Genomic DNA, 20,857 nt, shown 5'->3' with positions numbered 1-20,857 from the left:
GCGAGCATCGAGTACCCCCTCTGCCGGCCCCCGCCGGCCACTCGAGAAAGTCCTGCGATGACGCGTTCCCCCTCCCCCCGCCCCCTCGCCTCCGGGCTGATCGCGCTCGTCGCGACCGGTGCCCTGCTCTTCGGCGCGACCCCGGCCCTCGCCGCGGAGAACCCGCAGAAGCCCCTCTCCTCCTCCGAGGAGGCGCCGACCGGCCTCGCTCCCGCGAGCGAGTCGCCCGAGGCCGCCCAGCAGACCGCCCGCGCGGCCGTCAGCTACTACAACGCCCTCGTCGGCGGCGAGGAGCTGGCCGCCGGACAGCGGATCGTCTCGGGCACGAACGGCTACTCGTTCCGGATGCAGACCGACGGCAACGCGGTGGTCTACGACCCGCAGGGCCGCCCCACCTTCGCGACGAACACCCAGGGCCGCGGCGACCACCTGGTCATGCAGACCGACGGCAACATGGTCGTCTACTCCGCCAAGGGCGGTCCCGTGTGGAGCACGAACACGATCAACGAGGCGGGCGCCTCGGTGATCATGCAGCCCGACGGCAACCTCGTCGTCTACCGCGAGAACGGCTCGCCCGCCTGGGCGAGCAGCGTCCGCCGCGTCATCGCCGAGCCGGTGACCGACACGCTGTTCACGGAGCAGACCCTCCGCCCCGTCCACCAGCTCACCTCCGCCGACGGCCGCTTCAGCGCCGTCATGCAGAACGACGGCAACTTCGTCGGCTACGGCCCCCAGGGCGCCGTCTGGGGCACCGGCACCGGCGGCTCCGGCAACCGCATCACCATGCAGAAGGACGGCAACGCCGTCATCTACGGCTCCGACGGCTCCGTCAAGTGGTTCTCGGGCACGCGCGGCAAGGACCTCCGCCTGGGCATCAACAACGCCGGCTCGCTGATCATCGTGAACCCGTCCGACGACGTGATCTGGACCAGCCAGGCCGCCTTCCCCTCGACCACTCTCTACGCGGCGAACTCGCTCGAGGCGGGCAGCTTCCTCCGCTCCGCGAACGGCGTCTACCGAGCGGTGATGCAGGCGGACGGGAACTTCGTCGTCTACGGCAAGAACGGCCCGATCTGGGCGTCGAAGACCACCCGCGCAGGCGGCTTCTTCGCCCTCGACACCAGCGGGCAGATCGCCGTGGGCACCGAGACGACGAGCGGATGGTCGGTCGTCCCGCCCGCCGCGTCGGTCGGCCCCTACAAGCTCGTCATGCAGGACGACGGCAACCTCGTCGAGTACGACAGCCGCCGCGCGGTCTGGGCCAGCCGCGGCTGACGCCCCTCCGCCACGACGCCCCCTGGTCCCCGGACCGGGGGGCGTCGTCGTCTCCCCCGCCGTGGGACGATTCCCCCGACCCCGCCGCCCTCCCCGACAGGACTCCTGCGATGACGCACCTCCCCTCCGGCCGCTCCCTGACTGCCTCCCTCGCGGCGCTCGCCGCCACGGGCGCGCTCCTGCTGAGCTCGCTGCCCGCCGCCGCGGTCGAGGCCCCGCCCTCGGCGTCCTCCGCCGTCGCCTCCGCCGCGGTCCTCCGTGCCGGCGAGCAGCTCGCGCGCGGCGAGCGCCTGGTGTCCCCCGACGGCGCCTCCTCCCTCGTGATGCAGACCGACGGCAACGCCGTGGTCTACGCCGCCGGCGGCCGTCCCACCTGGGCCTCGGGCACGCAGGGGCGCGGCGACAGCCTGCGGATGCAGGACGACGGCAACCTCGTCGTGTACGCCGCGGACGGGCGCCCGGTCTGGGCGAGCGGCACGGTGGCCGACCCGGGCGGCGAGCTGCGGATGCAGGACGACGGCAATCTCGTGATCTACCGCCGCAGCGGCTCGGCGGCCTGGGCCAGCAGCATCGGCGGCCGGATCGACGAGCCGCGCACCGACACCCTCCGCCGCGGCAGCACCCTCTACGCGGGGAACCGGCTCGCCACCCAGGGAGGCACCACGGCGGTGATGCAGGCGGACGGTAACCTCGTCGTCTACGGGCAGGGCGGGGCTCTCTGGGCGAGCGGCACCCGCGGCCGGGGCAACGTCCTCCGGATGCAGGACGACGGGAACGCCGTGGTCTACACCGCGGACGGCGCGCCCCTGTGGGCCTCGGACACGTCCGGCGAGCCGGGCGCCACGATGGTCCTCCGCGAGGGCGATCTCCGGATCGCGGACGACTCCGGCGTCCTCTGGAGCAGTGCCGCGCTCGTCGTGCGCGACTCGCTCTCCCCGAGCGGCCTCGTCGTCGCGGGCACGCGGCTGACCTCGGCGAGCGGGCAGTGGCGGGCCGAGATGCAGCGCGACGGCAACTTCGTCGTCTACGGGCCGAACGGCGCGGACTGGGCGACGAACACCTCCTCCGCCTCCGGTGCCGCCTTCTCGATGAGCTCCGAGGGCCGGCTCGACGTGGCCGACTCCCGGATCCTCTGGCTGCGGTTCCCGAGGATCTCCTTCGGTATCGGCCAGACCGGCGTCGTCGCGCCCTACCGCCTCGTGCTGCAGGACGACGGCCGCCTCGTCGAGTACGACGGCATCGGACGGGCCGTCTGGGCCAGCCGGGGCTGACGCGCGACGCATGATGGAGGGGTGAGCGACCCCGGCGACTTCATCCGCTCGGCCCTGGAGTACGAGGGCGACGTCTGGCGCGCGCAGGACGTGCGCGAGCGCCTGGGAGCAGGGCTCGACTCGACGGGCGCCTCGGTCGGGGCGGTCCGCGGCACCGTCCGCGACGCGCTGAGGAAGTTCCGCTCGCTCGAGCACGACGACGTGACAGCCCTCTCCTCCGAGCTGTGGGAGCCGGCGGTGTTCGAGCCGCGGCTGGCGGCCGTCGTGCTGCTGCAGTCCCGAGCCGAGTGGCTGCGCGGCTCCGACCTCACCCGGCTCGAGGGCTTCGTCCGCGACTCCCGCGTGGACGAGCTGAGCGACCCGCTGGCCCGCGACGTCGTCGCTCCGCTCCTGGCAGGGCTGCTTGGTGCGGCGCGGACCCGGGCGGACGCGGTCCTCGACCGCTGGGAGGCGGAGGGCGGGCGCCTGGCGCGCGCGGCCTCCCTGGCGCGGGCCTCGGTCCCGACGGAGCACGGCTGAACGGCCGCTCGGACCGACCGCCCCGCGGAGCCGGACGCCTGCTCAGGCGGCCCGGTACTCCTGAGCCGCCGTGCCGTCCGCCACCCGGATCCGCGTGTCGAACTCCAGGCCCGGATCGACCCGGTGCGCGATCAGGACCACCGTCCGCCCCTCGGCGGCGCGGAGCAGATCCCCGAGCAGGGCGTCGGCCACGGGAGCGTCCACCGACGCCGTCGGCTCGTCCAGCACCAGGACGCGGAAATCGGCAAGAAGTGCACGTGCGAGGGCGATCCGCTGAGCCTGGCCGCCCGAGACGAGCGAGCCCCGCTCCCCCACCCGCGCGTCGAGCCCGCCGCGTGCAGCGACCCAGGGCCCGAGCCCGACCCGCTCCAGCACCGCCTCGAGCACGGCGGCGTCGGCCTCGGGCCGCGCGAAGAGGAGGTTCTGCCGGATCGTGTCGTCGAAGAGGTACGGCTGCTGCTCCACGAGCCCGACCCGCTTCCGCACCTCCACCTGCGGCAGCGTGCGCGCCTCGACTCCGCCCAGGAGGTAGCTGCCGGAGTGGTCGAGGAAGCGCACCAGAGCGTGCGCGAGCGTGGTCTTCCCGGACCCGCTGCCGCCGGTGACGAGGACGCGCGCACCCTCCGGCAGGTCGAGCGAGACGCCCCGCAGCGCGGGCGTGTGCGCGCCGGGCCAGCTCACCGTCAGATCGCGCAGGACGATGCCGGCGCCCCGGGGAGCCGGGGCGTCCGGGTCCACGTCCGCGTCGGTCGCGAGCGCCGGCGACGCCGCCTCGGCGTCCAGATCGGCCAGGCGCTGAGCGCTCGAGAGCGCGGTGCGCGCCGCCTGCACGGCGAGCGGCGCGGCGGCGGCGACCTCGAAGACCGCGAGCGGCACGAGCGCGACGACTCCCAGCGCCGGACCGCCGAGGTCGCCGATCGCCGGGATCCCGAGCGCGAGGCCCGCCCAGACCGCACCGCCCGAGCAGAGGGCGAGGACGGCCGCGGCCAGTCCGGCGGAGGCCGCCCGTCGACGCGCCGCCCGGGCGAGCGACTCCTCCGCGCGTGCCACGTCCGCCAGAGCGTCACCCGCGGCATCGAAGGCGATGAACACGTCGAGGCGGGTGACCAGGAGGTTGAGGCGCTCGGCCAGCTCCCCGCGCAACGGCGCCAGCTCGCGGTCCGCCTGCGCGGAGAGCCGGCCGGCGCCCAGAGCCCCGCCGGCGAAGGCGAGGACGAGCAGCGCCAGCAGCACGGCGCCCATCGCCGGCAGGAGCAGCCAGACGCCGACCACGGAGACCGCAGCGACCAGCGCCGCGACGACCAGCGGCTGCACGACGCGCAGCGGCACGTCCTGCTGGGCGTCGACGTCCGCCACCACCCGGGAGACCAGGTCGCCACGGCGCACGCGGCCCAGCCCGTCCGGCGCGACCGGCACCAGGCGCTCGTAGACGCCCGCCCGGAGCTCCGCGAGCGCGCGGAAGGCGGCGTCGTGGCCGGTCAGCCGCTCGAGGTAGCGGAAGAAGGCCCGCGCCAGCGCGAACGCCCGCACGCCCACGACGGCCATGGAGAGGAACAGGATCGGCGGCTGCTCGGCCGCGCGGACGATCAGCCAGGCGGAGCAGGCCAGCAGCGCCACGACGGCGGAGGAGGAGAGCAGCCCGAAGGACAGCCCCGGCAGGAAGCGGCGCGGCCCGGGCATCGCGGCGCGGAGGACGTCGGAGCGGTTCACCTCGCGACCGCCCCCGCCGGCGCCAGGGCGATCACGGCGTCGGCCGCCGCGACGGTCGCGGGCCGGTGGCTGGCGACGACGACGATCGTCCCGCTCTCCGCCAGCGACCTGAGTCCGGCGAGCAGCGCCCGCTCGGACTCGTCGTCGAGGGCGGCGGTCGGCTCGTCCAGGGCCAGCACCGCGCACCCGCGCTCGAGCAGGCGGTGCACGGCGCGGGCGACGGCGACACGGGCGCTCTGCCCGCCCGAGAGGCCTGTCCCCTCGGCGTCGAGCCGACGCTCGGGGTCCACGTCGACCGCGGCGATCGCCAGGGCCCGCCGCACGCGCTCGGGGTCCGGCGAGAGTGCTCCGAGCCCGACGGCGGAGGCGACGCTCCCCGGGAGCAGGTCGGGCCGCTGGCCCGCCCAGGCGAGCGTCGACCGCAGATCCGCGACCGGCGACCCGCCGAGCAGCAGCGTGCCCGAGAAGGGCACGAAGCCCGCGAGCGCGGCGAGCAGCGTCGACTTCCCGGACCCGCTGGGCCCGGTCACCACGGTGATCGACCCGACGGGGAGCACCGCGTCGACAGGAGCGAGCGTCCGCCCGCGTCCGTCGTCGACCGCGAGACCCCGCAACTCGAGCACCCCCGTCGCCGCCGGAGCCGTCCCGCGAGCGGGCAGCGCCGCCGCGCGCTCGAGGACGGCGAAGGCGCGGTCCGCCGCCTGCACCCCGTCGGCCGCCGCATGGAACTCGGCACCGACCTGGCGCACCGGCAGGAACACGTCCGGCGCCAGCACCAGGACGAACAGCCCGACGGCCAGCCCCAGCGAGCCGTCGACCAGCCGCAGCCCGATCGACACGGCGACCAGTGCGACCGAGAGCGAGCCGGCGAGCTCCAGCACGAAGCCGCTGACGAAGGTCACCCGCAGCACCTTCATCGTGTGCACGCGGTAGTCCTCGGTCAGCGCGCGGATCCGCGTCGCCTGCCGCTCGGCCCGCCCGAAGATCTTGAGCGTCGCGAGGCCGCCGACGGTGTCGACGAAGCCGGACGCGAGGGCCTGCAGCCGCTCCCACTGCCGTGCCTGCACGGCCTGGGTCGCCCAGCCGATCAGCACCATGAACACCGGGATGAGCGGCAGGGTCACCACCAGGAACACCGCGCTGAGCGGATCGGCGAGGAAGACCACGAGTGTCAGGAGCGGCGTCGCGACCGCGGTGGCGATCAGCTGCGGGAGGTAGCGGGCGAAGTAGCCGTCGAGGGAGTCCAGTCCGCCGCCCAGCAGCGCGACGACCCCGCCCGAGCCCCCTTCGGAGCGGCCCGCCGGGCCGAGCTCGACCAGTGCGGCGAGGACCGCCTGCCGCAGCTGCGCCTTCGCTCCTGCTCCTCCGCGCACAGCGTTCACCTCGGTCGCCCAGGCGAGAGCCGCCCGCGCCGCGACGACCGCGAGCAGGGCGGCCAGCAGCGGCGCGAGATCGTCGGCGCTCCTCCCGTCGACCGCACCGGCCACCAGCTGCGCCACGAGCCACGCGAAGGCGACGATCGCCAGGGTCCTCGCCAGCGCGAGCACCCCGCCGAGCAGGAGGAACACGCGGGCCGCCCGGGCGTAGCGGAGCAGGCGCGGATCGAGGGGCTTCACGTCAGTGGGCGTCGACCGGGATGTGCGCGCGGCTGATGCGCTTGCGGAAGATCCAGTAGGTCCAGGCCTGGTAGCCGACGATGAGCGGCACGAACACCAGGGCGGTCCAACTCATGACCGTCAGCGTATAGGGCGTGCTGGAGGCGTTCTCGATCGTCAGCCCGTAGGCGGGGACGTTCGAGGCCGGCATCACCACGGGGAACAGCGTCGCGAAGAGGGCGAGCACGGCGAGCGCGATGGTGCCGGCCAGCAGCGCGAAGGCGCGTCCCTCCCGGCCCCGCGTGATCGCGAGCCAGCCGCCGACGAGGGTCGCGGCCGCGCCCGCCGAGAGCGCCCAGGAGGCGGTGCTCCCCTGGCCGAGGTTGGTCCAGGCCAGGAAGACCGCGGCGACGACCACGGTGAGCAGCCCCGCGCGGGTCGCCAGGCGGCGCGCACGCTCGCGGATCTCCCCCTCCGTCTTCAGGGCGACGAAGACGACTCCGTGCGTGAAGAACAGCAGGAGGGTCGTCGCTCCACCCAGCAGGGCGTAGGGGTTCAGCAGGTCGAGGACGGTGCCGGTGAAGTTGTGGTCGGCGTCCATCGGGACGCCCTGCACGATGTTCGCGAAGGCCACGCCCCAGAGGAAGGCGGGCACCGCGGAGCCGACGACGATCATCGTGTCGAAGCGCCGCTTCCACTGCGCCTCCGGACGCTGGTGCCGGTACTCGAACGAGACGCCGCGGGCGATCAGCGCGAGCAGGATGAGCAGAAGCGGCAGGTAGAACCCGCTGAAGAGCGTGGCGTACCACTCCGGGAACGCGGCGAACAGGGCGGCGCCGGCGACGATCACCCACGTCTCGTTCAGGTCCCACACCGGGCCGATCGTGTTGATCAGCACGCGGCGGTCGGTGTCGTCGCGCCCGAGGAACGGGATCGACATGCCGACGCCGAAGTCGAACCCGTCGAGGACGAAGTAGCCGATGAAGAAGAACGCGACGATCCAGAACCAGAGAACGGCGAGATCCATGAGGGGTGCCTCCTAGTAGACGGTGCCGACGAGCTGCGGGCGACCGCTCTCCTCGTCGACCTCGGGAGCGTCGTCGGGGCCGGCCTGCGCGGCCCGCTTGATCAGGCGGAACTCGACCACGGCGAGCGTGCCGTAGATCGCGGTGAAGGCGAGCAGCGAGATCAGGACCTCGAGGCCGCTCACTCCGGGCGAGACTCCGTCGGCGGTCTTCAGCAGTCCGAACACGAGCCACGGCTGGCGGCCCATCTCGGTGAAGACCCAGCCCACGATCATCGCCATCAACGGCAGCGGGGCGGCCCAGATCGCGACCTTCCACATCCACTGCTTCGGCTCGCGGCCCTTCCGGGTGAACCAGAGGCCGGCCGCGGCGACGCCGATGGCCAGGACGCCGAGGGCCATCATCCAGCGGAACGACCAGTAGGTGACCCAGATGATCGGCGTGTAGTCGCCGGGTCCGTAGACCTGGGTGTACTGCGCCTGGAGGTCGTTGATGCCCTCGACCGTGCCGGTGAAGGTGTGCGTCGAGAGGAAGGAGAGCAGGTAGGGGATGCGGATCGAGAACAGCTCGCTCGAGCCGTCCGGCGTGCCCCAGGTGAAGACGGAGAAGGAGGCGTCGACGCCCGTGGAGGTCCTGTAGAGCGCCTCCGCGGCCGCCATCTTCATCGGCTGCGTGTCGACCATCGCGAGGCCGAGCGAGTCGCCGGTGAACAGGGTCAGGCCGCCGCTGACGAGCATCATCCAGGCGCCGAACCTCAGCGCGGGGCGCATGGTCTCGAGGTGCTGGTTCCGCGAGAGGTGGTAGGCCGCGACGCTGATGATGACGGCGGCCGAGACCATGAAGCAGGCGAAGATCGTGTGCGGGAACGCGGCGAGCGCGACCTTGTTGGTGAGGAGCGCCCAGATGTCGGTGAGCTCCGCGCGGCCCTTGGTCTCGTTGATGCGGAAGCCGACCGGGTTCTGCATGAACGCGTTCGCGGCGATGATGAAGTAGGCCGAGAGCGTGGTGCCCAGCGTGGTCAGCCAGATGGTGGCCAGGTGCAGCTTCTCGGGCAGCTTGTCCCAGCCGAAGATCCAGAGACCGATGAAGGTCGCCTCGAGGAAGAAGGCGAGCAGGCCCTCGAACGCCAGCGGGGCCCCGAAGACGTCGCCGACGAAGCGGGAGTAGTCGCTCCAGTTCATCCCGAACTGGAACTCCTGGACGATCCCGGTCACGACGCCCATCGCGAAGTTGATCAGGAAGAGCTTCCCGAAGAACTTCGTCAGCTGCAGGTAGTGCACCTTCCCGGTGCGCACCCAGCAGGTCTGGAAGATCGCGACGGTGAGCGCCATGCCGATCGTGAGCGGCACGAACAGGAAGTGGTAGATCGTCGTCAGACCGAACTGCCATCTCGACAGCAGGAGCGGGTCCAGGAGTTCGTTCACAGCTCCGAGAGTAGGTCGGCGGAAGGGGTCCCACGGCCTCCGATCCCAGTACTGGGGCGGATGTGCGGCCTTCCGCGAGCTCCTGGCGGCACCCTTTCCGGGGTGGCCCCGGACGCCCCTCCGAGCGCTCCAGCTGACCGGTCGCTCGACGTCGAGACAGTCCCTCTCGACGTCGAGGGAGTCCCCCGCGCGGCGACTGCCGAGCGGGGCTCGCCTCCGTCGGACCCGCCGCAGGCGACCTCTCGACGCCGAGCGATCAGGCGGGCGACGGAGCGCTGAGACTTCCTCTCACGAACCTTCAGCGGATTCCCAGGCGCACATCCGCGAGATCGGCTCTGGGAATCCGTTCACTGCGCGACGCCATCGACGGACTCGCCCGGTGAAGAGACTCCCGGAGCCGATGCCGATGTGCCGTCGGCGGGCGCCCCGCGGTCAGCCGGCGTCGACGCGCGAGCGGGAGCCGGAGAACCAGGCGGGCGCCTGGAAGCCGTACTTCAGCACGGGCAGGTCGCGGGTGAGGCGCCAGTAGCCCAGCGCCGCCGCGACGCCGATCCCGCAGACCAGGAGCGGCACGACCGGTCCGATGACGTCGAGCCAGCGCTCTCCGTCGAAGAGCAGCAGGGCACTCGTGGCGAGCGAGACGAAGAGGACGTGCACCACGTACACCGGGAGCGTGTTGCGGCCGATGAAGGTGATCCAGCCCGCGCCGCGCCGGTTCGAGAGGAAGCGGGCGACCACGAGCCCGGCGAGGACCGCCAGCACGCTCACCAGGACCAGCCCGATCGTCAGCAGCGGGAAGCGGGCGCGGACGGCGAGGATCACGCCGGCGAGCACGAGGAACAGCACGCCGAAGCCGACTCCGCTGAGGATCCCGCGGCGCTCCACGAACGCGATCACCGCGTTCCGCAGGTAGAGGCCGAGCAGGAAGAACATCAGGTAGCGGGCCATGCCGTCCCAGGCGATGTTCCCGGTGCCCTCGGAGGTGCTGGAGCGGACGGCGTACCAGACCACGGCGATCGCGGTCGCGATGCCGATCTGCACCCGCCAGTCGATCCGGCCCTGCGCGAGCTTGGCGGCCACGAAGAAGATCGTGAGCGCGTAGAGGAACCAGAGCCCGTTGTGCGGCATCACCGGCTGGAGGAGCAGCGCGAGCGGGTCGGACTCGTCGGTGCCGCCCGGGTTGGGCACCACCAGGAAGAAGAGGAACCGCACCACGGACCAGAGCAGGAAGGCCCAGACCAGCAGGCTCAGCCGCGAACGCCAGAGCTCCGGCCACGACCGGGTGAGCACGGAGCCGGCGAACAGCCCCGAGGCGAGGAAGAACAGCGGCATCCGGAAGGTGATGAGGAGGAGGTTGATCTCGTTCCACGAGTCGGGGGCGATCCCGGCCGTCGTGGTCCACTGTACGGAGTGGGCCAGGGCGACCAGGATGATCGCGATGCCCTTCGCCGTGTCCACCCAGGTGATGCGTGCGCGTGCCATGAGTCCTCGTCGTGATCGTCCATCGGAAGTCGGCCGGCGGCGACGATGACGATGGCGATGTGCAAGTGTTGCACGGCTGTGCATCCTCTGTGATGTTCTGCGCGGATCCGATCACGGCGATCCGGTGACGGAGAGACGGCCACCGGGTGCGCGGGTCCTCGGACGGCCTCCTCGTGGACGACGCGCCCCCGCCGATGCCCGAGGATCGAGCCATGACTCGAGCGACGCCCTCCGGCTCCGCCCCCGGCCCCCGCCGCATCCGCCTCCGCCTCCTGGTCGCGCTGCTGGTGCTCGCGCTGGTCCTCGCCGGCGCGGGCATCGCCCTCTCGCTCGCCTCGCGGAGCGGAGGCGCGGGCGCTCCGGCCGCGAGCTCCCCCGACCCCGGCCCGACCTCCTCCGTCGACATGGCCGAGCGCGTCGCCGGTCTCGAGAAGCGCTTCGCCGCCGGGTTCCCGCAGCACAGCATCGTCCTCACGGGCAGCTCCACGATCGGCCGCTGGACGACCTCCAAGGAGGACCTGCGTCCGCTCGAGACCTACAACATCGGGATCGGCGGCACGACCGTCGCCGATCACCTCGCGTGGCTGGACCGCATGGTCGCCCCTTTCGATCCCCGCGCCGTGATCGTGTACGTGGGAGCGAACGACATCAGCGGCGAGGAGGGCTCGCGCACCGGCGCCCAGACCGCCGGCGCCGTCGTCGAGTACCTCCAGCGCGTGGAGGAGGTCGCCCCCGACGCCGAGCTGTTCTACGTCGAGATCGCGGAGACGCCCGCCCGCGCCTCCGTCGGCGCCGAGGTCCGCGCCGCCAACACCGCGGTCAGCGCCTACGCCGAGACGGACGACCGCGTCACCTTCGTCCCCACCGCCGACGCGCTCGTCACCTCCGACGGCTCTGTCGACCCCTCCCTCTTCGTCGACGACGGCCTGCACTTCGACGAGGCCGGCTACGCCCGGTTCTCGGAGGCGGTCCGCGCGGTGGTCCTGCCCGCTCTGGAGTGAACCGGCGGGCCGACGCACTGCAGCCCCGCTCGACGTGAGCGGCCCGGGGACACCGCGCCCGGAGCCCCCAGTGTTGACCCTGAAGGGGGACACGGCCCCTCCGCCGCGCGCGCCTATCCTGGCCCCGCGTCATCGCCGACAGCGCCCTCTGCACCGCCGCAGACCGCCGCTCGCTCAGCAGCGCCGACCGTCTCGGAGTCACCGATGCCCCGCTCGAGGATCCGCCCCCGTGGTCTCGCCCTGCTCACCGTCCTGGCGATCACGGCCGCCGCGCTCGTCGCCGGGCCCGCGGGTCCGGCGTCCGCCGCTCCCGTCGTGCCCGCCGGCTTCACCGACTCGCGGGTGGCGGCCGTCCCCGCGCCGACCGCCCTCGCCTTCACGACCGACGGGCGCACCCTCGTCTCCTCGCAGACCGGCGCGATCCGGGTGATCCGCGCCGGCGGCCTGGTCGCCACCCCGGCCCTCGACCTGCGCTCGAAGGTCTGCGCCAACGGCGAGCGCGGCGTGCTCGGCCTCGCGGTCGACCCGGCACCGGGCTCGCGCACCGTCGTCGTCTACTACACCGCGAAGGGCTCCGACTCCTCCTGCCCGACCAACGCCGGCGGCACGGTGAACCCCGCGGGAGCCCCGCGCAACCGCGTCTCCTCGTTCCAGCTCGGCACCGACGACCGCATCGACCCGGCCTCCGAGCGCGTCCTCCTCGACGGCATCTACTCCCCCGCGAGCAACCACAACGGCGGCGACCTCGCCATCGGCAAGGACGGCCTGCTCTACGTCAGCGTCGGCGACGGCGGCTGCGACTACCGCGGCGGAGTCGGCTCGCCGGGCGGCAGCGGCTGCGGCGGCCGGAACGACGCCGCCCGCGACCCGAACATCCTGAACGGCAAGATCCTCCGGATCACCCTCACCGGGGGCGTCCCGGCCGGCAACCCCTACCTGGGCACCGGGACCGCCTCCTGCCGGCTCGCCCCGGCCGCCGCGGGCGTGCGCTGCCGCGAGACGTTCGCGAGCGGCCTGCGCAATCCGTTCCGGATGGCCTTCGACCCGAACGCGACCGGCACCGTCTTCCGCATCAACGACGTGGGCCAGGACGCCTGGGAGGAGATCGACCAGGGCGTCGCCGGCGCCGACTACGGCTGGAACACCCGTGAGGGCCACTGCGCGAAGACCGGCTCGGCCTCGAACTGCGGAGCCGCGGCGCCCGCCGGGCTCACCGACCCGGTCCACGACTACGCGCACAGCAGCGGCTGCGCCTCGATCACGGGCGGCGCCTACGTCCCCCGCGGCGTCTGGCCGGCCGCCTACGACGGCGCGTACCTTTTCGGCGACTACGTGTGCGGGAAGATCCGGACCCTCGGCCGCACCGGCGCGGCCGGCGACCTCGTGACCGGCCTCGGCGGCAGCAGCGCCGTCGCCATGGCCTTCGGTCCCTCGCGCGGGACCCAGGACCTCTTCTACACCAGCTACGCGAACGGCGGCGAGGTCCGGCGCCTCGCCTACACCGCCGCGGCGAACCGCGCTCCGACCGCGGCCCTCACCGCCGCCCCCTCCTCCGGCGCGGCTCCTCTCGCCGCGCGGCTGAACGGCTCGGGCAGCAGCGACCCGGAGGGCGGTGCCCTGACCTACCTGTGGTCGTTCGGCGACGGCACCCCCGACCGCATCACGACCGGCCCGACCTTCACCCACAGCTACGCCGCCGGCAGCTGGACCGCGTCCCTCCGCGTCCGCGATCCGAAGGGAGCCGTCTCCGCCCCCGCGACGACGAGGATCACCTCGGGCGACAGTGCCCCGACGGTGAGCATCACCGCACCCGCCGACGGAGGGGTGTTCGTCACGGGCCGGAGCTACGGCCTCCGCGCCACGGCGACCGACGCCGAGGACGGCGTCCTGCCCGCCTCGGCGCTCACCTGGACCGTCCAGCGCCGCCACGCTCAGCACACGCATCCCTTCCTCGGGCCGCTGAGGGGGAACGACCTCTCCTTCGTCGCCCCCGGCCCGGAGGACCTCGCCGCCGCCGCGGACAGCGACCTCCTGATCAGCGTCACCGCGACTGACTCGAGCGGAGTGTCGACGACGGCGACGCGGACGTTCTCCCCGCAGAAGGTGTCCGTCACCCTGGCCACCGCTCCCGCCGGCCGGACGGTCGTCGTCAACGGCACCGAGGTCGCCGGAGGCACGACCGTCGTCTCGTGGGCGGGCTCGGCCCTCCAGCTGGAGGTCCCGGACCAGACCGACGCGTCGGGCACGGCCTACCGGTTCTCGTCCTGGTCGGACGGCGGCGCCGCCTCGCACAGCGTCGTCACTCCCGGGAGCAGCACCACGCTGACGGCGACCCTCGTCGCCGCCGGGCTCCCCGGCGCGCCGACCACGGTCACCGCCACGGCGGGCTCGGACGGCACGGCGACGCTCGCGTGGTCGCCCCCCGCGGGGACCGGTGGCTCGGCGGTCACCGGCTACCGGGTGTCGCGCGACGGGTCCGACACGAGCGGAGCCGGAGCCTGGAGCGCCGTGGTCGCCGCGACCAAGCGCTCGCAGACCTTCACGAAGCTGGTCCCGGGCCGCAGCTACACCCTCTCGGTGCAGGCGGTCACGGCGAACGGCACCGGCCCGGCGGCCTCCGCGCTCGTCGCCGTCCCCTGACCGCCCGGCGTCCACCGGCCTCCCGGGCGCAGCCCTGCCGCCGCCCAGCCGTGCGCCCCTACGATCGAGCCATGCCGAGCATCCGGAGCCGCCGTCGGCCCCAGCCCCCGATCGAGTCCCCGGCGGGCGGGGGCGCCCGGTGAACGACACCCTCACCGGGATCCTGGACTTCGTCGTCAGCGTCCCCCCGGTCTGGCGGACGCTCCTCGCCGGACTCGCGATCTTCTTCGAGACCACGATCCTGGCGGGCCTCGTCGTCCCCGGCGACACGATCGTGATCGTCAGCGCGACCGGCGTGACCAGCCCGCTGCAGTTCGCGGCGCTGGCCGTCACGGTCGTCATCGGCGCCCTCTGCGGCGAGTCCGTCGGCTTCTACCTCGGCCGCTGGTTCGGGCCGCGGATCCGCGCGTCGCGCCTGGGACGCCGGCTCGGCGAGAAGAACTGGCTGAAGGCCGAGCGCTACCTCGCGCGGCGCGGCGGGTTCGCCGTGTTCCTCTCGCGCTTCCTGCCGGTGCTGCACTCGCTGATCCCGCTGACGGTGGGGATGAGCGGGATGCGCTATCGGACCTTCATGGCCTGGACGATCCCGGCGTGCGTGCTCTGGTCGTCCGCCTACGTCGGCGTCGGCGCGGCCGCGGCGGGCAGCTACCGGGAGCTCTCGGAGAGCCTGCACGGCGCCGGCTACGTCTTCGTGGGCGTCATCGTCGTCTTCGCCCTGCTCGTGCTCCTCGGGAAGAAGCTCCTGAACAGAGCGGAGGCGCGTCACCTCGACGAGTGACGCGCCTCCGGGCGTGGATCCGGGGAGGATCAGTCGACGAGACCCGCCGACTTCAGCCACTCGCCCGCGATCGCGGACGCGGACTTCTGCTCGTTGACGCTCTCGGAGTTGAGGGCGACGAGGTCGTCCGCCGTGAGCTTCGCGCTGACCGCGTTCAGCACCTCGGCCGCGTCGTCCGTGATCTTGCTCGAGACGATCGGCACGACGTTGTCGGCCACGAACAGTCCGTCCGGGTCCTCGAGAGCGACGAGGTCGTTCTTCTGGATGTTCGGGTCGGCCGTGTAGACGTTCGCCAGCTGGATCTGGTCGCTGGTGAGCGCGTCGACGGTGGTCGATCCGCCGCTGTCCTCGATCGCCTGGAAGGTGGTCGTGATGCCGTACTTCGACTGCAGGGTGTCGGGCCCGTAGGGGCGCGTCTGCAGCTCGGAGTTGCCGCCGACCACGATCGGGTCGGTGACGTTCTTGAGCGACGCGATGTCGGTCAGGTCCCACTTGTCGGCGAAGGCCTGGGTGACGGTGTACGAGTTCTGGTCGCTGGCCTCAGCGGCGTCGAGGGCGCGGAGGCCGTCGGGCAGCGCGTCGCCGAGCGCGGAGTACACGTCGTCGGCGGTGGTGGCCGTCGCGTCGGGCTCGAGCGCCTGCAGGAGGCTGCCGTCGTACTCCGGGAAGACGTCGATGGATCCGCTCTCGATCTCGGGCAGGTAGATCTCGCGCTGGCCGATGCGCAGCTGGCGGTCGACGGTGAAGCCGTCGTTCTCCAGCGCCTGCGCGTAGATCTCGGCGAGGATCTCGTTCGAGTAGTAGTCCTGCGAGCCGACCACGATGGTCTCGCTGCCCGCAGTCGCACCCGATCCCTCATCGAGCGGATCGCTCGAGGAACACCCTGCCAGTGCCACGACGGCACCGACCGCGAGTGCGCTGAGCGCGACACGGCCCTTCGTGAAATGTGCTGTGAACATTGCTATTTCCCTTCTTCGATGGGGATTCCCATCACCGCGCGTCGTCGGGGCGACGAAGCGCGGGAACCTGTGCGGCCGGCGGTGCCGGCCAGGCCGAGCACGACTCCGCGCGGCACGGCGAGCCGCTGGAGGAGGGCGAACAGGACCTCGCTGAGGAGCGTCAGCACGATCACCAGGATCGAGCCGGCGAGCATCTGCGGGTAGTCCCCCGACTTCACTCCGCGGAAGATGTACTGCCCGAGGCCGCCGGCGCCGATGTAGTCGGCGAGCGTGGCGGTCGCGATGATCTGCAGCGCCGCCGAGCGGAGCCCGCCGATCAGCAGCGGCAGCCCCAGCGGGATCTCGACCTTCGTCAGGATCTGCCACTCGGTCATGCCCATCGAGCGCGCCGCGTCGACCGTGCGGCGGTCGACCGCCTCGAGCCCGGAGTACGCGCCGGCGAGCACCGACGGGATCGCGAGCACGACGAGGGCGATCACCGGAGCGCCGAGGCCGAGCCCCAGGCTCATCGCCGCGAGGACGAGCACGCCCAGTGTCGGCAGGGCGCGCAGGCCGCCTGCGACCGGCACGGCGATGCCCTTGCCGCGCCCGGTGTGCCCGATCAGGTAGCCGATCGGGATCGCGATCGCGGCCGCGATCACGAGCACCAGCAGGCTGATGCCGACGTGCTGGGCGACACGGGTCGGGATCGCGTAGACCCCGGTCCAGTGCGCGGGGTCGGCGATCCAGGCGAAGGCCTCGGCGATGAGGTTCACGACGTCACCGCCCTCTCGACCGCGACCGGTCTGCGCGAGCGGCGCGTGCGGTCCAGAGCCGTCCAGGGCATGAGGAGACGGCCGATCAGCACCAGCAGTCCGTCGAGTACCAGCGCGAGGACGATCGTGAGGACGATGCCCGTGACGATCTCACCGGTGATGCCGCGCTGGAAGCCGTCGGTGAAGAGCAGGCCGAGGCTCTGGATCCCGAGCACCGCGCCGACCGTCACCAGGCTGACCGTGCTGACCGTGACCACGCGCAGGCCCGAGAGCAGGACCGGGCCGGCCAGCGGGAACTCGACCCGCCAGAAGCGCGCCCAGCCGGAGTAGCCCATCGCGGTCGCCGACTGGCGGACGTCGTCCGACACCGCGCCCAGTGCGTCCGAGGTGGTGCGGACCATCAGCGCGACGCCGTAGAGGGTGAGGCCCGTGATCACGTTGGCGGTCGAGCGGAGCGGGATGCCCAGCAGGACCGGCAGCAGGATGAACATGGCCAGCGAGGGGATGGCGTAGAGCACGCCGAGCCCTGTCAGCAGGGTGCCGCGGCTCCAGCGGTAGCGGTTCGCGAACCAGCCGAACGGCAGCGAGACGAGGAAGCTGAGCAGGATCGGCGGGACCGACAGGGCCAGGTGCGCCAGCAGGTTCGCGACGATCGCGTCCGTGTTGTTGACGACCCAGTTCACGCGGCGGGGCCGTCCTGCGCGCGCAGCACTCCGGTCGGACGCCCGTCGCCGTCGACCACGATGCGGGCGCCGTCGCGCTCCTCGATCCGGAGCGAGCGCTTGCCGCGGTCGGCGCCGACGAAGCCGGCGACGAACTCGCTCGCGGGGTTCGCCAGGATCTCGGCGGGCGACCCCTTCTGCGCGATCCGGCCGCCCTTCTCGAGGATGACGACCTGGTCGCCGAGGAGGAACGCCTCGTCGATGTCGTGGGTGACGAAGACCACGGTCTTGTCGAGCTCGTCCTGGAGCCGCAGGGTCTCGCGCTGCAGGTCGGCGCGCACGAGAGGGTCGACCGCGCCGAACGGCTCGTCCATCAGCAGGATGTTCGGGTCGACCGCCAGGCCGCGCGCCACACCGACGCGTTGCTGCTGGCCGCCGGAGAGCTGGCTGGGGTACCGGGCGGCGAGCGCACGGTCCAGTCCGACCGTGTCCATCAGCTCGAGCGCGCGGGCGTGCGCCTGCTTCTTGGCGACCCCGTTCAGCCGCGGCACGGTCGCGATGTTGTCGATGACCTTGCGGTGCGGCAGGAGGCCGGAGTTCTGCATCACGTAGCCGATGCGGCGGCGGAGCGCGACGGCGGGCAGGGACGAGATGTCCTCGCCGTCGATCTCGATGGTGCCGGAGGTCGGCTCGATCATCCGGTTGATCATGCGGAGGATCGTGGTCTTCCCGCAGCCCGAGGAGCCGACGAAGACGGTCGTCTGCCGGGAGGGCAGCACGAGCGAGAAGTCGTCGACCGCCCGCGTGCCGTCCGGGTACTGCTTGCTGACGTTGCGGAACTCGATCACGAGGCCGCCCGCCGTCCGGCGGTGTGCGCGCCGATCTGTCCCTGGTCCACGACTGTGCCCGCTCTCGCTCCGCGCGTCCGGCCGTTGCACGGCCCGCGGCCCCGAACGGGGCCAGGCGGCAAGGAAAACACCAATAGCAGCCGCCTGCCAACCCGGACCGCGAAGTGTTGCGGGATGTTCCGGGAGCGACTAGGGCCTTGACAGTCCTAGCCGGTCAGGACTCCTCGACGGCTCCGTAGTGCGAGGTCATGTAGTGGCGCAGCAGCGAGCGGCTCTCGTCGATGAAGCGCTGGTCGCCGTTGGGGTCGATGAGGAACGCGCGCGTGAGCAGCGCGTCCGCGACCTCGATGGTCACCTCGAGGCGGAACGACAGCTGCGCGCCGCCCGGGAGGCCGTACTCGGACGCGAGGATCTCGGCGAAGCGGCGGGCGAAGAAGCCGGCCTCGAACGCCTCGCCCGCGACCTCGGGGGCATGGATCGTGTCGACGAAGCGGATGGAGCGGAAGCCCGGCTCGCTGCGGTGCATCTCGCAGAAGGCGTCGATGGCGCAGTCGACCGCGCCCCACCAGTTGCCCGGGTGGGTGTCGCGGATCTCGGTGATGACGCGGCGGCGGAAGCGCTCGAGGGCCCGCTCGCGCAGCGCCTGGAGGACGGCGATGCGGTCCGGGAAGTAGCGGTAGACCGTGCCGATCGCGGCTCCCGCGCGCTCGGCGACCATCGCCGTGGTCAGGCGGTCGAAGCCGACCTCGTCGACGACGGCGGCCGCCGCGTCGAGCAGCGAGGCGAGACGGGCGGCGCTGCGCACCTGCACCGGCTCGTTGCGGACCTGGGACGATTCACCGAACGGTCGATCGACGAGGTTTCCAAGAGGCACGGCGGGCTCCTTCGGTCGTGGTTCCTACAATCGTACGCACGGCGACCGCCGGTCGGGGTCGTCTCATCGAAAGTCCCTCGTGTTTCGCGCCCCCGGAAGGGCGACGGCTCCGCGGGTCCGATCCACCCGGGAGAAACCATGTGCGGACGCTTCGTCCTCTCGCAGACCACCGCCGACCTGGTGGCGCTCTTCGACATCGACGAGCCGGGCGCCGACCTGCCGGAGCCGTCCTGGAACATCGCGCCGACGCAGCGGATCGCCGTCGTCGCGGAGTCGATGAAGGGGGTCGAGGAGGGCAGCCCGCCGCGGCGCCGGCTCGCCGGAGCCCGGTGGGGCCTGGTGCCCCGCTCCGCCGCCGACCCGTCCGCGGGGCCGCCGCTGTTCAACGCGCGGATCGAGTCCGTCGCCGAGAAGCCGTCGTTCCGCGAGTCCTACGCCTCCCGGCGCGCGATCGTGCCCGCCTCGGGCTGGTACGAGTGGCGGGTCGGCGCGGACGGGGCGAAGGCCCCCGTCTACGTCTCGCCGGGCGAGGGCTCGCTCCTCCTGTTCGCCGGTCTCTACGAGTGGTGGCGCTCGGCCCAGCCGGGCTCTCCGTGGCTGCTCTCGGCGACGGTCCTCACCCGCCCCTCCGCCGGGCCGCTCGCCGAGGTGCACGAGCGGATGCCCGTGCTGCTGCAGCCGGAGCTGATCGAGGACTGGCTGGACCCGGCGTCCCCCGGGGACGGCGAGCTGCTGCGTGCGGCCGCCGAGGGCGCGGCCGAGCTGGCCGAGGAGCTCGAGATGCACGGCGTCGGCGCGGCCGTGGGCTCCGTCTCGGCGAACGGCCCCGAGCTGATCGAGCCCACCGGAGCCTGACGATCGCGTGAGAGCGCGATCCGCGGTCCGGCATCCGGTCTGACAGACTGGGTGGATGCCGCTGACGCCCGAGAGCAAGCCCCTGAGCGCAGGCAAGGCGGAGGTCATGCACCGCGCCGCCCGCCTCGAGGACCGACTCCACTCCTTCCGGATGAGGCGCGTGAAGCGCAAGGGCTACGTCCCGAGGGTCATCCCCTACACCGGCTACGGCTCGACGACGCAGCTGCGCGTCCTGGCCCGCGTCCTCTACACGCGGCCGACCCCTCCCGGGGTCGAGGAGGTCCGCCCCGTCGAGGGCGTGCGCGGCTGGCGGAGCTTCACCAGCGTCTTCGTGAGCGGGGCCGTCGTGACCGTCGAGGCCGACGGGCAGACCCACCGGGTGACGGCCGACCGCGGCGGAGTCGTCGACGCGGACCTCCCGATCACGCTCGAGCCCGGCTGGCACACCATCACCTTCTCGACCGCGGGCTCGAAGCCCGTCGAGGCGCCCGTCTTCATCGTGCGTCCGGAGTCTCGGCTCGGCGTCGTGTCGGACGTGGACGACACAGTGATGGTCACCGCGCTCCCCCGCCCCTTCGTCGCCGCCTGGAACACCTTCGTGCTCGACGAGCACGCCCGGATGCCCACGCCCGGCATGGCGGTCTTCCTCGACCGCTTCGCCCGGCAGTACGAGGGCTCCCCGGTCATCTACCTCTCCACCGGCGCGTGGAACGTCGCCCCGGCGCTCACCCGCTTCCTCTCGCGGCACCTGTACCCGGCCGGAGCGCTCCTCCTGACCGACTGGGGCCCGACGCACGACCGCTGGTTCCGCAGCGGCAAGCAGCACAAGGAGATGAACCTCCGCCGACTCGCGGCCGAGTTCCCGGACGTGCGCTGGCTGCTGGTCGGCGACGACGGGCAGCACGACGAGGAGATCTACTCCGACTTCGCGGACGAGCACCCCGACAAGGTCGCCGCTATCGCGATCCGCCAGCTCTCCACCGGCGAGGCGGTGCTTGCGGGAGGCCGCTCCAAGGCCGAGGACCGCTCCCTGACCAGCGGCACGACCTGGGTCTTCGCGCCCGACGGCGCCGGCATCTCCGAGCAGCTGACGGAGCTCGGCATCCTCTGATCCCGCACCGGCTCCGGGAACGACGGAGCCGTCCGCTCCCCGGGGGGAGGGACGGCTCCGGTCGATCGGCTCG

Annotated in this window: 18 protein-coding genes; 8 read left to right on the top strand and 10 right to left on the bottom strand. The window is 72.7% G+C overall.

Features of this window, described 5'->3' with window-relative positions:
- The first annotated feature begins 57 nt into the window (after nt 1-57).
- The 3 genes from C5C82_RS00385 (at nt 58) to C5C82_RS00375 (ending at nt 3,065) form a co-directional block, all read left to right on the top strand.
- Entirely contained in the window at nt 58-1,275 is a 1,218-nt protein-coding gene (locus C5C82_RS00385; RefSeq protein WP_104251260.1) for a hypothetical protein, read from the top strand.
- Between the two features lie 110 nt (nt 1,276-1,385).
- Nucleotides 1,386-2,546, top strand: coding sequence for a hypothetical protein (locus C5C82_RS00380; RefSeq protein ID WP_181072718.1), 1,161 nt, complete (start codon nt 1,386-1,388; stop codon nt 2,544-2,546).
- Nucleotides 2,547-2,567: 21 nt separating this feature from the next.
- The gene (locus C5C82_RS00375) at nt 2,568-3,065 is read left to right on the top strand and encodes a DNA alkylation repair protein (protein ID WP_104233754.1); all 498 of its coding nucleotides are present in this window, start codon (nt 2,568-2,570) and stop codon (nt 3,063-3,065) included.
- A 42-nt stretch (nt 3,066-3,107) separates the two neighbouring features.
- Here the strand turns inward: C5C82_RS00375 and cydC are convergent, their stop codons facing one another.
- From cydC to C5C82_RS00350, 5 genes are all read right to left on the bottom strand, one after another.
- Nucleotides 3,108-4,775 (bottom strand): thiol reductant ABC exporter subunit CydC, encoded by a 1,668-nt coding sequence (gene cydC, locus C5C82_RS00370; RefSeq protein ID WP_104354442.1) that lies wholly within the window; start codon nt 4,773-4,775, stop codon nt 3,108-3,110.
- Nucleotides 4,772-6,391 (bottom strand): thiol reductant ABC exporter subunit CydD, encoded by a 1,620-nt coding sequence (gene cydD, locus C5C82_RS00365; protein ID WP_104354441.1) that lies wholly within the window; start codon nt 6,389-6,391, stop codon nt 4,772-4,774. The genes cydC and cydD overlap by 4 nt, the downstream gene beginning before the upstream one ends.
- Before the next feature lies 1 nt (nt 6,392).
- Nucleotides 6,393-7,397 (bottom strand): cytochrome d ubiquinol oxidase subunit II, encoded by a 1,005-nt coding sequence (gene cydB, locus C5C82_RS00360; RefSeq protein ID WP_104354440.1) that lies wholly within the window; start codon nt 7,395-7,397, stop codon nt 6,393-6,395.
- A 12-nt stretch (nt 7,398-7,409) separates the two neighbouring features.
- Complete coding sequence (locus C5C82_RS00355) at nt 7,410-8,819, bottom strand: cytochrome ubiquinol oxidase subunit I (protein ID WP_104233758.1); 1,410 nt, start codon at nt 8,817-8,819, stop codon at nt 7,410-7,412.
- Between the two features lie 432 nt (nt 8,820-9,251).
- Nucleotides 9,252-10,301: an acyltransferase family protein gene (locus C5C82_RS00350; RefSeq protein ID WP_104348320.1), complete on the bottom strand. Its 1,050-nt coding sequence runs from the start codon at nt 10,299-10,301 to the stop codon at nt 9,252-9,254.
- 212 nt (nt 10,302-10,513) lie between these two features.
- On the opposite strand from C5C82_RS00350, the gene C5C82_RS00345 reads away from it, so the two are divergent.
- The 3 genes from C5C82_RS00345 to C5C82_RS00335 all read left to right on the top strand — a co-directional run bounded on the left by C5C82_RS00345 (nt 10,514) and on the right by C5C82_RS00335 (nt 14,720).
- Nucleotides 10,514-11,302, top strand: a complete 789-nt coding sequence (locus C5C82_RS00345) for a GDSL-type esterase/lipase family protein (RefSeq protein WP_146083679.1) — start codon at nt 10,514-10,516, stop codon at nt 11,300-11,302.
- A 204-nt stretch (nt 11,303-11,506) separates the two neighbouring features.
- Complete coding sequence (locus C5C82_RS00340) at nt 11,507-13,942, top strand: PQQ-dependent sugar dehydrogenase (protein ID WP_104354439.1); 2,436 nt, start codon at nt 11,507-11,509, stop codon at nt 13,940-13,942.
- Between the two features lie 139 nt (nt 13,943-14,081).
- On the top strand, nt 14,082-14,720 hold the full coding sequence (locus C5C82_RS00335) for a DedA family protein (RefSeq protein WP_104223112.1): 639 nt from the start codon (nt 14,082-14,084) through the stop codon (nt 14,718-14,720).
- A gap of 29 nt (nt 14,721-14,749) precedes the next feature.
- Here C5C82_RS00335 and C5C82_RS00330 read toward each other — a convergent pair whose 3' ends face one another.
- The 5 genes from C5C82_RS00330 to C5C82_RS00310 form a co-directional block, all read right to left on the bottom strand.
- Nucleotides 14,750-15,679, bottom strand: coding sequence for an ABC transporter substrate-binding protein (locus C5C82_RS00330; RefSeq protein WP_104223111.1), 930 nt, complete (start codon nt 15,677-15,679; stop codon nt 14,750-14,752).
- Between the two features lie 2 nt (nt 15,680-15,681).
- On the bottom strand, nt 15,682-16,434 hold the full coding sequence (locus C5C82_RS00325; protein ID WP_104225632.1) for an ABC transporter permease: 753 nt from the start codon (nt 16,432-16,434) through the stop codon (nt 15,682-15,684).
- Complete coding sequence (locus C5C82_RS00320; protein WP_104223109.1) at nt 16,431-17,117, bottom strand: ABC transporter permease; 687 nt, start codon at nt 17,115-17,117, stop codon at nt 16,431-16,433. Before C5C82_RS00320 ends, C5C82_RS00325 begins: the two co-directional genes overlap by 4 nt.
- Nucleotides 17,114-17,944 carry an ABC transporter ATP-binding protein gene (locus C5C82_RS00315; RefSeq protein ID WP_104225631.1) on the bottom strand — a complete coding sequence of 277 codons (831 nt, stop codon included), beginning with the start codon at nt 17,942-17,944 and terminating at the stop codon, nt 17,114-17,116. The genes C5C82_RS00320 and C5C82_RS00315 overlap by 4 nt, the downstream gene beginning before the upstream one ends.
- A 214-nt stretch (nt 17,945-18,158) precedes the next feature.
- Nucleotides 18,159-18,818 carry a TetR/AcrR family transcriptional regulator gene (locus tag C5C82_RS00310; RefSeq protein WP_104354438.1) on the bottom strand — a complete coding sequence of 220 codons (660 nt, stop codon included), beginning with the start codon at nt 18,816-18,818 and terminating at the stop codon, nt 18,159-18,161.
- Nucleotides 18,819-18,956: 138 nt separating this feature from the next.
- Here C5C82_RS00310 and C5C82_RS00305 point away from each other — a divergent pair, with 138 nt between their 5' ends.
- Together C5C82_RS00305 and C5C82_RS00300 are read left to right on the top strand one after the other, a co-directional pair.
- On the top strand, nt 18,957-19,673 hold the full coding sequence (locus C5C82_RS00305) for an SOS response-associated peptidase (protein ID WP_104354437.1): 717 nt from the start codon (nt 18,957-18,959) through the stop codon (nt 19,671-19,673).
- A 55-nt stretch (nt 19,674-19,728) separates the two neighbouring features.
- Nucleotides 19,729-20,784, top strand: a complete 1,056-nt coding sequence (locus C5C82_RS00300) for an App1 family protein (protein WP_244230626.1) — start codon at nt 19,729-19,731, stop codon at nt 20,782-20,784.
- The last annotated feature ends 73 nt before the right edge of the window (nt 20,785-20,857 follow it).

The organism is Rathayibacter sp. AY1D5, assembly GCF_002932515.1.
In the GTDB taxonomy this organism is placed as follows: Bacteria; Actinomycetota; Actinomycetes; order Actinomycetales; family Microbacteriaceae; genus Rathayibacter.
Note: the sequence above shows the minus strand (reverse complement) of the source record. Positions and strands in the feature narration are given on the sequence as shown.

Coding starts and splice junctions, on each gene's coding strand:
- C5C82_RS00385 (WP_104251260.1), top strand. CDS start 58: ATGACGCGTTCCCCCTCCCCCCGCCCCCTCGCCTCCGGGCTGATCGCG.
- C5C82_RS00380 (WP_181072718.1), top strand. CDS start 1,386: ATGACGCACCTCCCCTCCGGCCGCTCCCTGACTGCCTCCCTCGCGGCG.
- cydB (WP_104354440.1), bottom strand. CDS start 7,397: ATGGATCTCGCCGTTCTCTGGTTCTGGATCGTCGCGTTCTTCTTCATC.
- C5C82_RS00350 (WP_104348320.1), bottom strand. CDS start 10,301: ATGGCACGCGCACGCATCACCTGGGTGGACACGGCGAAGGGCATCGCG.
- C5C82_RS00345 (WP_146083679.1), top strand. CDS start 10,514: ATGACTCGAGCGACGCCCTCCGGCTCCGCCCCCGGCCCCCGCCGCATC.
- C5C82_RS00340 (WP_104354439.1), top strand. CDS start 11,507: ATGCCCCGCTCGAGGATCCGCCCCCGTGGTCTCGCCCTGCTCACCGTC.
- C5C82_RS00330 (WP_104223111.1), bottom strand. CDS start 15,679: ATGTTCACAGCACATTTCACGAAGGGCCGTGTCGCGCTCAGCGCACTC.
- C5C82_RS00305 (WP_104354437.1), top strand. CDS start 18,957: ATGTGCGGACGCTTCGTCCTCTCGCAGACCACCGCCGACCTGGTGGCG.
- C5C82_RS00300 (WP_244230626.1), top strand. CDS start 19,729: ATGCCGCTGACGCCCGAGAGCAAGCCCCTGAGCGCAGGCAAGGCGGAG.